Origin of the sequence: Dermacoccus sp. Ellin185, from assembly GCF_000152185.1 — a bacterium.
Classification (GTDB): Bacteria; Actinomycetota; Actinomycetes; order Actinomycetales; family Dermatophilaceae; genus Dermacoccus; species Dermacoccus nishinomiyaensis.
In genome coordinates this window covers 106,098-118,691 of sequence record NZ_AEIQ01000085.1, presented here as the reverse complement: position 1 = coordinate 118,691, position 12,594 = coordinate 106,098, and the positions used below count along the sequence as shown (strand labels likewise).

Genomic DNA, 12,594 nt, shown 5'->3' with positions numbered 1-12,594 from the left:
TCGCCGAGCCTCAGACGAGCGCCGCCACCTGCGGCAGGATCGCGCGGAAAGCTCGCCCGCGATGGCTGATGGCAGCCTTCTCGTCCGCGGTGAGTTCGGCCATGGTCCGGCCGTCGGGCAGTTCGAAGATCGGGTCGTAGCCGAACCCGTTCGTACCGCGCTGATGGCGCGTCAGGCGCCCTTCGACATGGCCGAACTCCACCTGCGTCGACTCGTCGGGAACTGCGAGCGCCACGCAGCACATGAAGCGCGCGGTGAGCTTGTCGGCGGGCACGTCGCCGGTCTGGGCGAGCAGCAGGTCGATGTTCGCCTGATCCGCGCCATGCGTGCCCGACCAGCGTGCCGAGAACACGCCCGGACAGCCACCGAGGACGTCGACGGCAAGCCCCGAGTCGTCGGCGAGCGCCGGCAGACCTGTCGCGCGCGCAACGTCATCGGCCTTGAGGCGCGCGTTCTCCTCGAACGTCACACCCGTCTCGACGGTGTCGGCCAGGTCGGCGAACTCGCCGACGCTCACGACGTCGATGGGCAGCTGCGCTGCGTCGAGCAGGTGCTGGAAATCCGCGATCTTGCCGGCGTTGCGGGTGGCGAGCACGACGCGGGTACGTGCCTCGGCGGGGCGAGCGTCGCTCACTGCAGGCGCTCGCGAGCGTCGGCGGCGAGAGCGTCGCGCTGCTTCGTCGTCAGGTCGGCGATGCCGTCGGCGGCGAGGTCGAGCAGGGCGTTGAGCTCGTCACGGCTGAACGGCGCACCCTCGGCGGTGCCCTGCACCTCGACGATGCCGCCCGAACCCGTCATGACGACGTTCATGTCGGTCTCCGCCGTCGAGTCCTCGGGGTAGTCGAGGTCGAGCACCGGCTGACCGGCGACGATGCCGACGCTGATCGCGGCGACCGAATCCGTCAGAGGCTTCGCCTTCTTGGCGATGAGACCGCGCGCCTGAGCGTCGGCGATGGCATCCGCGAGCGCTACGTAGGCGCCGGTGATCGACGCGGTGCGCGTGCCGCCGTCGGCCTGCAGGACGTCGCAGTCGATGACGATCGTGTTCTCCCCCAGCGCCTTCGTGTCGATGACGGCGCGCAGGCTACGCCCGATGAGGCGGCTGATCTCGTGGGTACGGCCACCGACCTTGCCCTTGCGCGCCTCGCGGTCGCTGCGGGTGTTCGTCGAGCGCGGCAGCATCTCGTACTCGCTCGTCACCCAGCCGGTGCCCTGGCCCTTGAGCCAGCGCGGCACGCCCTCGGTGAACGACGCAGCGCACAGCACGCGCGTGCGACCGAACTCGACGAGGCAGCTGCCCTCGGCGTGATCGAGCCAGTTGCGGGTGATGCGCACCTCGCGCAACTGATCGGGGGTGCGGCCGTCGTGGCGGGGGGTGGGCGTGGCTGCGTCAGTCATGGCGTCAGCCTATCGAGCGCGGCGAGGGTTGCTGAGCGGCACCGCAGCCTGGAGATGCCGCTCGCGGTCGCCTGACGGCCGTGGACCCGACGATGGCGGGTAACTCACGCGTCGGCGAGATGTTTTCCGCCGAGGCGTGAGTTACCCGCCATCCTGTTGGGGGCTGACACGTTAGGAGCGCCAGGTGAACGTCGGCTAGTGAGTGCCGGCACCGGGCTCGCCGGGCATCACACGAAGGTCTGACGAATCTCGTGGCGTTCCCCGTCGACGACGACGTGCGCGAGGGATCCGTTGACGAGGACGTTGCCGGGTGGCACGTGACCGAAGTCGACGTCGGCGACGATCGGCACGTCGAGGCTCCCCAGCGCATCGAGAATCGCGTCGTCCTGCGTCAGACCTGCTCGTTCGGGCGCACCGGTCCGGCCGATGAGCACCGCTGATGCCCCCTCGAACCACCCGGCGAGGCGCAGCCCGTGGAGCATGCGCGCAGCATCGAGCGAGGGTGCCTCGCAGTTCTCGAGGTAGACGATGACGCCGTCATCCTCGTGGTCGCGAGCGAAGTGGCGCACGTCGCCGTACGGGGTGCCCGCGAGATGGCACACGACGTCGAGGCGCCCGCCGATGAGCCGTCCGGAGACGTCGACGCGCGGCTCCCCCGCGAGCACACGCCACGTCGTCGGCTCGCTCAGATCCATGCGGTCGGCGCAGGGGTGACGCTCCCAGTCGTCGAACCCACCGCGCCGACGCACGCGCGGGTCCTCCTGGACGAAGGACGCCCTGGCCGGCATCGTGGCGGCGTCGAGCCAGTGCGTGGTGCCATGCGGCAGCCCGTACGGCGCGTCCATGAGGTTCTGGCCATGCATCGTCGCGACGCCGGAGCGCAGCGTCAGCGGGAGCAGCAGCGTCGAGATGTCGCTCCACCCGACGACCCAGGTAGGGTCCGCGCGCAGCGCGTCGTGGTCGAGCAGGTCGACGAGGTCGATGGCCAGCTCCCCGCCCCACGGCGGGACGACGGCGCGCACCGCCTGGTCGCGGACGAACGCGTTGAACTCATCGGCCCGTGCACGCGCGGGGCCGCTCGTGATGCCGTCACCGATCAGGCACTCGCCGAGGACCACCTCGAAACCGCGGCCACGCAGCCAGTCAGTGACGAAAGTCAGCCGTGCCTCGTGTTCGGGTCGAACCGGCGCCGACGGGGCGGTCACGGCAACCGTGTCACCGGGACGCAGCGGGCGGGGGTAGCGAATCTCGGTCGACATGCCGTCATCCTGGCATTCGACCGTGAGCAGGCGCGGGCGCATTTGCTCCGCCCCCGGTGCGCGCCCCCGTCAGCCGATGTCGTTCTGCCGGCGCGACACTGCGCCACCCGAGGATGGCGCGTAACCCACAGGTAGGCATGCAGCAAACCCCCACCTGTGAGTCATCCGCCATCCTGGTGCGACGGCACGCCGCCCGTCGACGGCGCGCGGCGCGCGTCAGAGCTCGTAGGCCTCCCCGGCGACGGCGACCTCGACGTCGCCCTCCCACACGGTGCGAGCATCCCGCAGGCAGTCCTCGACGGGCGTCCACGTCGGGATGTGGGTGAGCATGAGCCGCTTCGCCCCCGCGTCCTTGGCCGTCTGCGCGGCGCGCGAGCCGCTGAGGTGGACGCCGCACATCTCGTCGTCGCGACCGTCGACGAAGGCCGAGTCGGTGAGGACGAGGTCGGCGTCCCGCTCGAGCTCGACGAGTGCCGGGCAGGCGTCCGTGTCACCCGTGTACGCGAGCACGGCGCCGTCGGCCTCGACGCGGAGCCCGTACGCCTCGACGGGGTGGTTGACGAGGTGCGGCGTGATGCGCAGCGGGCCGATCTCGAACGTCTGACGGTCGACGAGGTCGACGAAGTCAAAGGCTGTGCCCAGGTCTTCGGGCTTGTCGACGGCGTAGGCGCGCGTCAGGCGCTCGCGTGCGCCCGCGGGTGCGTGCACCGGCAACTTGGCGTCGAAACGACCGAGCGGGTCGTAGTTGCGCACGACGTAATAGCTGCACAGATCGAGGCAGTGGTCCGGATGCAGGTGGCTGATGACGACGGCGTCGATCTCGTCGACCTCGCGGTAGCGCTGCAGCGCGCCGAGCGAGCCGTTGCCGAAGTCGAGCAGCACCGAGGTGCGCCTGCCGTCGGCCTCCGCCTCGACGAGGTAGCAGGAGGCGGGCGATTCAGGGCCCGGGTAGGAGCCTGAGCAACCGATGATGGTCAGTTTCACAGCGCCGCCTCACGCGTCACCGCGGTCACCTCGGGGCCGAGGAAGCGCCGCGCGAGGGTCTCGAACGCGGCCGGGTCGCCCGTCGTCATCCACTGGTGCTGCGTCGGGCCGAGCTCGGGATCGCGCAGCTGACCGATGTCGGCGAGCACGCGGTAGACGTCCTTCGCCGTCTCCTCCGCCGACGACACGAGTGTCACCGTCGAGCCCACGACGTAGCTGATGACACCGGTCAGCAGCGGGTAGTGCGTGCAGCCGAGGATGAGCGTGTCGACGCCTTCGTCGACGAGGCCGTCGAGGTACTTGTGCGCGACCGTCAGCAGCTCCGGGCCGGAGGTGATGCCGGCCTCGACGAACTCCACGAACCGCGGGCACGGGACGCTCGAGATCTTGACCTGCGGCGCGGCGGCGAAGCTGTCGGTGTAGGCACCACTCTGGTGCGTCGCCTCCGTCGAGATGACGCCGACGCGGTTGTTGCGCGTCGCCGCGGCGGCACGGCGCGTCGCCGGGCGGATGACCTCGACGACGGGCACGTCGTAGCGCTCGCGCGCGTCGTGCAGGACTGCTGCGGACGCCGAGTTGCACGCGATGACGAGGGCCTTGACGCCCTGTTCGACGAGTGAATCCAGGCATTCGATGGCGTACTGCCGCACCTCGGCGATGGGTCGCGGGCCGTAGGGCGCGCGGGCGGTGTCGCCGAGGTAGATGATCTTCTCGTGCGGCAGCTGGTCGAGCACGGCGCGCGCCACGGTCAAACCGCCGTAGCCGGAGTCGAAGATGCCGATCGGTGCGTCAGTCACGCTTTTCAGGGTAAGTCGTGACGTGTGGTGCTACTCACCGGTTGCGACCTGAGGAGGTGTGAGGCTGCCCATATCGCATCGCTTCGGCCGCCCGGAATGGGCGCCGTCAGGCGTCGTCCTCGTCAGCGACGTAGGTGTTGGCGAGTACGCCGATCTCGGGGATCTCGACCTCGACGCGCTGCCCCGCCCGCACCTGGCCGACGCCCTCGGGGGTGCCGGTGAGGAGGACGTCACCCGGCAGCAGCGTGAACGCCTGCGACGCGTGCGAGATGAGCTGCGCGACGTCGTGGATCATGTCGGACGTCGGCCCGTCCTGCATCACCTCGCCGTCGACGCGCGTCGTCACGCGCGTGGCGGACGGGTCGAGCTCGGTCTCGATCCACGGCCCGAGCGGGCAGAACGTGTCGAAGCCCTTGGCGCGCGACCACTGGCCGTCACTCTTCTGAAGGTCGCGGGCGGTGACATCGTTCGCGATCGTGTAACCGAAGACGACCTTCTTCGCCTCCTCGACGCTCACCTTCTTGCACATGCGCCCGATGACGACGGCGAGTTCGCCCTCGAAGTCGACGCGCTCGCTGATCGACGGCATGACGACGGGGTCGTTCGGGCCGACGACGGCGGTGTTCGGGATGAGGAACATGAGCGGTTCCTTCGGCGCCTCGCCGCCCATCTCACGCGCGTGCTCGGCGTAGTTCTTGCCGATGGCGACGATCTTGGAGCGCGGGATGACGGGCGCGAGCAGACGCACGTCGTCGACCTGGTGGACGGCACCCGTCAGCTCGATCTTCGTGTAGAGCGGGTCGCCCGTGATCTCGGCGATCTTCTCGCCCGCCCCGTCGACCAGACCGAACATCGGGTCATCACCCGTCGTGAACCTCGCGATACGCATGTGTCCATCCTATTTCGTCGTCGCCGGTCCGCTGACGGGGCGGTGCGGTGCGGCAGCAGGCTGTGGATCGCAGCGCCGTGGGTCGAGTTCTAGGATCGACGGGTGATGGAGCAGGTCGAGGTGATGACGCCGGCGCAGTGGCGCGAGGCGGTCGCCGCCCACGAGGCACGCGTGGCCCCGCACGTCGAACCGCATCTCGGACGTCGTAAGGAGCACCGCAAGCATCCCGTCGAGGATTTCCTCTTCGTCTACTACTCCTACTCCCCCGGCAAGCTGCGGCGCTGGCACCCGGGCGCAGGCGTCGCGTTGCTCGTCGACGAGCGCGGTCGCACGCCCATCACCGACGACCGGTCCACCCGCCGCATCACGACGGCCGTGGGAGATGCCGACGTCCTCGACCTCGAGGCGTTCGTCGAGGCACGCGACCGTACGATCGCGTTCGTCAGGTCGCTGCTCACCGCGACGCTCGCGCGCGCACCGCACCTGGGGTGCTTCGGGATGCACGAGTGGGCGATGGTCTACAAGCTCGCGCCGGGCGAGCAGCGCCACGAGCAGTTGCCGCTGCGCCTGAGCCAGGCCGCGACGGACGACGTCGTCGAGGCCGCCGACATCCGCTGCACGCATTTCGACGCGTACCGCTTCTTCACGCCCGACGCCGTCGAACTGAATCGCGAGCGCCCGACGCGCGAGCGTCAGGTCGAGTTCGAACAGCCTGCGTGCCTGCACGCAGGGATGGATGTCTACAAGTGGGCGCACAAACTCGCGCCTCTCGTCCCGAGTGACCTCGTGCTCAACGCGTTCGAACTCGCCAAGGAGATCCGCACGCTCGACATGGAGGCCAGCCCCTACGACGTGCGCGGCCTCGGCTACGGCATCGTCCCCGTCGAGACGCCGCGCGGCCGCGCCGAGTACGTTCGTCGTCAGCGCGAGTTCGCCGGGAGTTCGCAGGAGTTGCGACGACGCCTGCTCGACGTGCTGGACCGTGCCGCCCCCGCGCCCTGACACATCTGCGACTTACGTCCACTTCTGGAACCGTTCTCAGCCTGGTCGATGAATCGCGAATGTGAACGTAAGTCGCAGAGGGGGACGAGATTCGCCGACGTGAACAGGATTAGCCGCTGAGGATCAGGGGTGGGAATCGAGGGTGAGGCGGCGTTCGAGGTAGCGGGCGACGCCGTCGGCATCGTGGGGGCCACAGGTGTCGTCGGCGATCGCGAGCACCTCGTCGTGAGCGTTCTCGACAGCGACGCCGCGCCCGGCCCATGTCAGCATCGGGATGTCGTTGGGCATGTCGCCGAAGGCCCACGCGTCGTTCGCGTCGATGCCCCGCTCCCCGCACCAGGCCTCGAGGCGGGCCGCTTTCGTCACGCCCGGGGCGCTGATCTCGGCAAGCCCTGCCGCTCCTGAGTATGCCAGCACTCCACGCCCACCGAGGCACTCCGTCAACGCCTCGACGAACGCATCGCCGCGCCACGCCTCGTCGCGCAGCAGAATCTTGCCGACGACGACGTCGGGCGGCAGCGCGGTCAGCTCACAGTCGCGGACGCCGGCGTCGTGCGCCGGCATGCCGGCGTGGGCGTCCGGGTAGGCGGCGCTTCGGAACATGCCACGATCGGTCTCGACGGCAGCTCCCGCATCCGGGAAGCGTCGCCGCAGATGCTCGACGACGGCGAGTGCCTCATCCGCGGTGAATCCGTCGGCCTCGATGACGCGCCGTGTCGCGAGGTCGTAGACGAACGCCCCGTTCGCGCAGATCGCCAGGGTGTGGGCGCCGACATCGTCGGCTGTCGACTCCGGCGATCCGGCAGCACCCACGAGTTCCGCGAGGTGATCGAGCCAGCGCGGTGGCCGCGCGGTGACGACGATCGTCTCGATGCCGCGCGCACCGAGCCCCGACCACACCGCGCGGGTGCGCTCGCTGACGCGTCCGTCGGCGTCGAGCAGCGTGCCGTCGAGGTCACTCGCGACGAGACGCGGCATCGGCCCGGCACCCGTCGCGCGGGATGCCGGGCCGTCGAGGCCAGCAGATGTCATGGGACGTGGCCCGCGGTCAGACGAGGCGCGTCATCCAGCCGCGCGTGTCCTCCGCGGTGCCCTTCTGGATCGCGAGGAGTGCCTCGCGGATCTTCGTCGCGTACGGGCCGGCCTCGCCCTCGGGTCCGGACGTCACCTCACCGTCCGTCCACACGAGACGCCCCACGGGCGTGACGACGGCGGCCGTGCCACACGCGAAGATCTCGCTGATCGTGCCGTCGTTGCAGCCCTCGATCCACTCCTCGATCGTCACGCGACGTTCGACGGGCGTGAGGCCCAGGTCCTTCGCGAGTTCGAGGATCGAGTCGCGCGTGACGCCCTCGAGGATCGTGCCGGTGAGCTGCGGCGTGACGAGCTCACCGTCCTTGGTCACGAAGAAGACGTTCATGCCGCCGAGCTCCTCGACGTACTTGCCCTCGACCGAGTCGAGGAAGACGCTCTGGTCGCAGCCGCGCTCGTTCGCCTCGATCTGTGCGGCGAGCGAGCTCGCGTAGTTGCCGCCGCACTTGGCGGCGCCCGTGCCACCGACGCCGGCACGCGAGTAGTCGCGCGACAGCCACAGCGACACCGGCTTCACGCCGCCCTTGAAGTACGCACCCGCGGGCGAGGCGATGACGCAGTAGGTCACCTCGCGGCTCGGACGCACCCCGAGGAACGCCTCGGACGCGAACATGAACGGGCGCAGGTAGAGGCTCGCCTCGCCGGCATCGAACGCGGGCACCCACGACTCGTCAGCCTTGACGAGCGCCTTCAGCGACTCGACGAAGTCGTTCTCGTCGATCTCCGGCAGCGCGAGACGGTTCGCCGAACGGTTGAAGCGCGCCGCGTTCTTCTCGGGGCGGAACGTCCAGACCGAGCCGTCCTCGTGACGGTAGGCCTTCATGCCCTCGAAGATCTCCTGCGCGTAGTGCAGGACGGCCGCCGCCGGGTCGAGCTGGAACGGGCCGTACGCCTTGACCTCGCCGTCACCCCACCCGGAGCCCTCGCGCCAGATCGAGACGACCATGTGGTCGCTGAACTTCTGCCCGAAACCGGGGTTGCTCAGGATCTCGGCGCGCTCCGCGTCAGCGCGCGGGGCGGGGTTCGGCGTCATCGGGAACGTCAGGGCCATGGTCTTCTCCAAGTTGGCACAAAAGTGGGATGCGTCACTGTGTGGCCCCAGGTTAACGCCGAAGCAGCACGGCGGGCGTCATCGGGTCCGGGGCGAGCGCGGAGCGTCGACGATGTTGCCCGGGTTTCGCGGCACCCTCGCCGCGAAACCCGGGCAGCATCGGGAAGATGTCAGAGGCGGGCGCCGATCGCGTCACCGATCTGCGACGTCGAGCGGGTGGCGTCACCGCGTGACGCGAGATCCTCGGCGACGGCCTGTTCGACGCGGCGTGCCTCGTCGCCGCGCCCGAGGTGTTCGAGCAGCAGCGCGGTCGACAGGATCGTCGCGGTCGGGTCGGCCTTGCCCTGGCCGGCGATGTCGGGGGCCGAGCCGTGCACGGGCTCGAACATGCTCGGCGCATTTCCTTCGGGGTTGATGTTGCCCGATGCGGCGAGCCCGATGCCGCCGGTCACGGCCGCGGCAAGGTCGGTGACGACGTCGCCGAACAGGTTGTCGGTGACGATGACGTCGAAGCGCGAGGGATCGGTGACGAGGTAGATCATCGCCGCGTCGATGTGCGCGTAGTCGTGCGTGACGTCGGGGTATTCGGCACCGACCTCCTCGACGGTGCGGCGCCACAGGTGGCCCGCGTACGAGAGCACGTTGTGCTTGTGCAGCAGCGTCAGCTTCTTGCGCTCACGCTTGTTCGCGCGCTCGAACGCGTCGCGGACGGTGCGCTCGATGCCGAAGCGGCTGTTGACGCTCACCTCGGTTGCCATCTCGTGCGGCGTGCCGACGCGCAGCGCACCACCGTTGCCGGTGTACGGGCCCTCGGTGCCTTCACGGACGACGACGAAGTCGATGCCACCGCGCGCAATGTCCTCACGAAGCGGCGTCGAGACACCCGGCATCAGCTTGCTGGGGCGCAGGTTGATGTAGTGGTCGAGCTCGAACCGGATGCGCAGCAGCAGCTCGCGCTCCAGCAGGCCGCTCGGCGCGCTGGGGTCACCGATCGCCCCGAGCAGGATCGCCTCGTGGCCGCGGATCTCCTCGAGCACCGAGTCGGGCAGCGTCTCCCCCGTCGCGTGCCAACGCTTGGCACCGAGGTCGTACTGCGTCGTGCTCACCCCGCCGTCGGTCACGGCGTCGAGAACCTTGAGGCCTTCGGTGACGACCTCGGGGCCGATTCCGTCGCCTGCGATGACTGCGAGATCGATGTTGCTCATGCCCCGCAGATTAGCTGCTCGTCTTGCCATGCGAAACGCTGGTCTCGCGATACGAACCGCGCGGCAGGGCGCAACCGTCAGGCGCTCGCCACCAACGCAATCCCTGCGAGTACGACGAGCGCGCCGACGAGCTTGCGCGCCACCCCGCTCTCCTTGAACATCCACGCCCCGAGCAGCGCACCGACGACGATGCCGCTCTCCCGGGCCGGTGCGACGAGGGCCACGGGCGTCGACTGCATCGCGACGAGGACGAGGACGTACGCGAGCGGCGACAGCACGGCGATGACGGCGGCCTCCCGCCACCAGCGCCGACAGATGGGGGCGACCTCGGCGCCCGCGCGGCGCGAGCGTTCGAGCCCGGGCGTCAGCAGGACCGTCTGCCACGCGGTGCCGAGGGCGAAGTAGACGACCGGGTCGAGGCTCAGGTGCGTGACGCTCACGTCGTCCCACAGCGTGTACCCCGCGATCGCCGCGCCCGTCAGCGCGCCCCACTTCAACCCGTCCGCGACGCTGTGATGCCGCTCGCCACCCCGCGCGCTCGCGACGACGACGGTGCCCGCGATGATGACGAGCCCGCCGAGCAGCGCGGCCGGCCCGGGCCGTTCGCCCCCGAACACGACGGCGACGAGCATCGTCAGCAACGGTCCGACGCCGCGCGCGAGGGGGTAGACGACGCCGAGGTCGGCCCGGTCGTAGGCGGTCTGCAACCACAGTTGGTAGACGATGTGGATGACGCCGGAGACGATCGGCGCCCACAGCAGCGACCACGTCAGCGGCCACCCCTGGGAGGCGAGGACGGCCAACCCGATCGGCAGCCACACGATCGCCGACAGCACGTCGTAGAACCAGACGAAGACGTATCCGTCCCCCACGACGCGTTTCGCGGCGATGTTCCACACGGCGTGCAGGAGTGCTGCGGTCAGCACGAGAGCGAGGCTCGTAGCGCTCATGAAGTCCTTGCCATCACGCAGGTCCGCGCCGGAGCGGACATGCGAGGAGCCGACGAAGGCGCCCGCCGGGGCGAACCGATCGGTTCGGCGCGGCGGGCGTCGCCGGGGAGGGAAGTGGTCAGTCCACCTTGCGCGCGGCGCCCTTGTCGGCGCTCTGCGCGAAGCGCGCGAAGATCTTGAGTGCCGCCGAGACGGGGCGGTGACGGTCGACGGGCTCCCAGCCGCGCTCGTCCTGCTCGGCGCGACGGCGCACGAGTTCGGCGTCGTCGACGAGCAGGTTGACGCGACGGTTGGGGATGTCGAACTCGATGACGTCACCGTTCTTCACGAGACCGATGGCGCCACCGGCCGCAGCCTCCGGCGACACGTGCCCGACGGACAGACCCGAGGAGCCCCCGGAGAAACGACCGTCGGTGATGAGGGCGCACTTCGGGCCGAGCCCGACGCCCTTGAGGTAGCTCGTCGGGTACAGCATCTCCTGCATGCCGGGGCCGCCCTTGGGGCCCTCGTAGCGCACGACGACGACGTCGCCGGCGTCGATCTCGCCCTTGAGGATCATCTCGACGGCCTGCTCCTGGCTCTCGGCCACCTTGGCCGGGCCGGAGAAGTTCCACTGGTGCTCGGGCACGCCGGCCGTCTTGACGATGCACCCGTCGGGGGCGAGGTTGCCGCTGAGCACCGCCAGCCCACCCTCGCTCGTGTAGGCGTGCTCGACGGAGTGGATGCAGCCGTTCTCCGGGTCGGTGTCAAGGCTCTTCCAGCGGTTCGTCGAGCTGAACGCCTCCGTCGTGCGCACCCCGCCCGGCGCGGCGTGGAACAGTTCGGTGGCCTTCTCGGTGGCTGAACCCGAGCGGATGTCCCAGTCCGCGAGCCACTGCTCGAGCGATGGGCTGTGCACCGAACGGACGTCGCGGTTGAGCATGCCACCGCGATCCAGCTCACCGAGGATGGCGGGGATGCCACCGGCGCGATGCACGTCCTCCATGTAGAACTGGTTGCTGTTCGGCGCGACCTTGACGAGGCACGGCGTGACGCGCGAGAGCTCGTCGATGTCCTCCTGGTCGAAGTCGACACCCGCCTCCTGCGCCGCGGCCAGCAGGTGCAGGATCGTGTTCGTCGAACCACCCATCGCGATGTCGAGACGCATGGCGTTCTCGAACGCCGGCTTCGCGGCGATCGCGCGCGGAAGCACCGAGTCGTCGTCGCCGTCGTAGTAGGTGCGGCACAGGTCGACGACGAGTCGGCCCGCGTCGAGGAAGAGTTCCTTGCGCGCGGCGGCCGTCGCCAGCGTCGAACCGTTGCCCGGCAGCGACAGACCGAGCGCCTCCGTCAGGCAGTTCATCGAGTTCGCCGTGAACATGCCCGAGCACGAGCCGCACGTCGGGCATGCGCTCTGCTCGATCTTCGTGATCTCCTCGTCTGAGACCGTGTCGTCGACCGACTTGATCATCGCGTCGATGAGGTCGAGACGCGTCTCAGCCGTGCCGTCCTCCCCGATGACGGCCTTGCCGGCCTCCATCGGCCCGCCGGAGACGAACACCGTCGGGATGTTGAGACGCAGCGCGGCGAGCAGCATGCCCGGCGTGATCTTGTCGCAGTTGCTGATGCAGACGAGCGCGTCGGCCTGATGCGCGTTGACCATGTACTCGACGGAGTCGGCGATCACCTCGCGACTCGGCAGCGAGTACAGCATGCCCGAGTGACCCATCGCGATGCCGTCGTCGACGGCGATCGTGTTGAACTCACGCCCGACGCCGCCGGCCTCCTCGATGGCGCCAGCGACGAGCTGACCCATGTCCTTGAGGTGGACGTGACCCGGCACGAACTGCGTGAAGCTGTTCGCGATCGCGACGATCGGTTTACCGAAGTCGCCCTCCCCCATGCCGGTCGCGCGCCACAGGGCACGCGCACCCGCCATGTTGCGTCCGTGAGTCGTCGTGCGTGAGCGAAGTTCAGGCATGCGTTCA

At 69.4% G+C, this 12,594-nt stretch carries 12 protein-coding genes; 1 reads left to right on the top strand and 11 read right to left on the bottom strand.

Translation table 11 applies throughout. From position 1 onward, the window contains the following. Nucleotides 1–10 precede the first annotated feature (10 nt). The 6 genes from rdgB to HMPREF0321_RS09125 all read right to left on the bottom strand — a co-directional run bounded on the left by rdgB (nt 11) and on the right by HMPREF0321_RS09125 (nt 5,327). Nucleotides 11–634, bottom strand: coding sequence for an RdgB/HAM1 family non-canonical purine NTP pyrophosphatase (gene rdgB, locus HMPREF0321_RS09150; protein ID WP_006946027.1), 624 nt, complete (start codon nt 632–634; stop codon nt 11–13). Beyond that, a complete protein-coding gene (rph, locus tag HMPREF0321_RS09145) occupies nt 631–1,398 on the bottom strand; it encodes a ribonuclease PH (RefSeq protein WP_006945987.1) in 768 nt (255 codons plus the stop codon). The genes rdgB and rph overlap by 4 nt, the downstream gene beginning before the upstream one ends. A 227-nt stretch (nt 1,399–1,625) precedes the next feature. Further along, complete coding sequence (locus tag HMPREF0321_RS09140; RefSeq protein ID WP_040014800.1) at nt 1,626–2,657, bottom strand: S66 peptidase family protein; 1,032 nt, start codon at nt 2,655–2,657, stop codon at nt 1,626–1,628. 216 nt (nt 2,658–2,873) lie between these two features. Next, on the bottom strand, nt 2,874–3,641 hold the full coding sequence (locus HMPREF0321_RS09135) for an MBL fold metallo-hydrolase (protein WP_006945863.1): 768 nt from the start codon (nt 3,639–3,641) through the stop codon (nt 2,874–2,876). Next, nucleotides 3,638–4,438, bottom strand: coding sequence for a glutamate racemase (gene murI / locus HMPREF0321_RS09130; protein WP_006945967.1), 801 nt, complete (start codon nt 4,436–4,438; stop codon nt 3,638–3,640). The genes HMPREF0321_RS09135 and murI overlap by 4 nt, the downstream gene beginning before the upstream one ends. Nucleotides 4,439–4,544: 106 nt before the next feature. Further along, nucleotides 4,545–5,327, bottom strand: a complete 783-nt coding sequence (locus HMPREF0321_RS09125; protein WP_006945908.1) for a fumarylacetoacetate hydrolase family protein — start codon at nt 5,325–5,327, stop codon at nt 4,545–4,547. 105 nt (nt 5,328–5,432) lie between these two features. Here HMPREF0321_RS09125 and HMPREF0321_RS09120 point away from each other — a divergent pair, with 105 nt between their 5' ends. Then, nucleotides 5,433–6,329: a hypothetical protein gene (locus HMPREF0321_RS09120; protein WP_006946017.1), complete on the top strand. Its 897-nt coding sequence runs from the start codon at nt 5,433–5,435 to the stop codon at nt 6,327–6,329. A 123-nt stretch (nt 6,330–6,452) separates the two neighbouring features. Here the strand turns inward: HMPREF0321_RS09120 and HMPREF0321_RS09115 are convergent, their stop codons facing one another. The 5 genes from HMPREF0321_RS09115 to ilvD form a co-directional block, all read right to left on the bottom strand. Next, on the bottom strand, nt 6,453–7,361 hold the full coding sequence (locus HMPREF0321_RS09115) for an HAD family hydrolase (protein ID WP_235006119.1): 909 nt from the start codon (nt 7,359–7,361) through the stop codon (nt 6,453–6,455). A 16-nt stretch (nt 7,362–7,377) separates the two neighbouring features. After that, on the bottom strand, nt 7,378–8,472 hold the full coding sequence (locus tag HMPREF0321_RS09110; protein WP_006945941.1) for a branched-chain amino acid aminotransferase: 1,095 nt from the start codon (nt 8,470–8,472) through the stop codon (nt 7,378–7,380). A 170-nt stretch (nt 8,473–8,642) separates the two neighbouring features. Continuing rightward, nucleotides 8,643–9,677 (bottom strand): 3-isopropylmalate dehydrogenase, encoded by a 1,035-nt coding sequence (locus tag HMPREF0321_RS09105; protein ID WP_006945931.1) that lies wholly within the window; start codon nt 9,675–9,677, stop codon nt 8,643–8,645. A 77-nt stretch (nt 9,678–9,754) separates the two neighbouring features. Continuing rightward, complete coding sequence (locus HMPREF0321_RS09100; RefSeq protein WP_006945989.1) at nt 9,755–10,627, bottom strand: hypothetical protein; 873 nt, start codon at nt 10,625–10,627, stop codon at nt 9,755–9,757. A gap of 118 nt (nt 10,628–10,745) precedes the next feature. Next, entirely contained in the window at nt 10,746–12,587 is a 1,842-nt protein-coding gene (gene ilvD / locus HMPREF0321_RS09095; protein WP_006945871.1) for a dihydroxy-acid dehydratase, read from the bottom strand. Between the last annotated feature and the right edge of the window lie 7 nt (nt 12,588–12,594).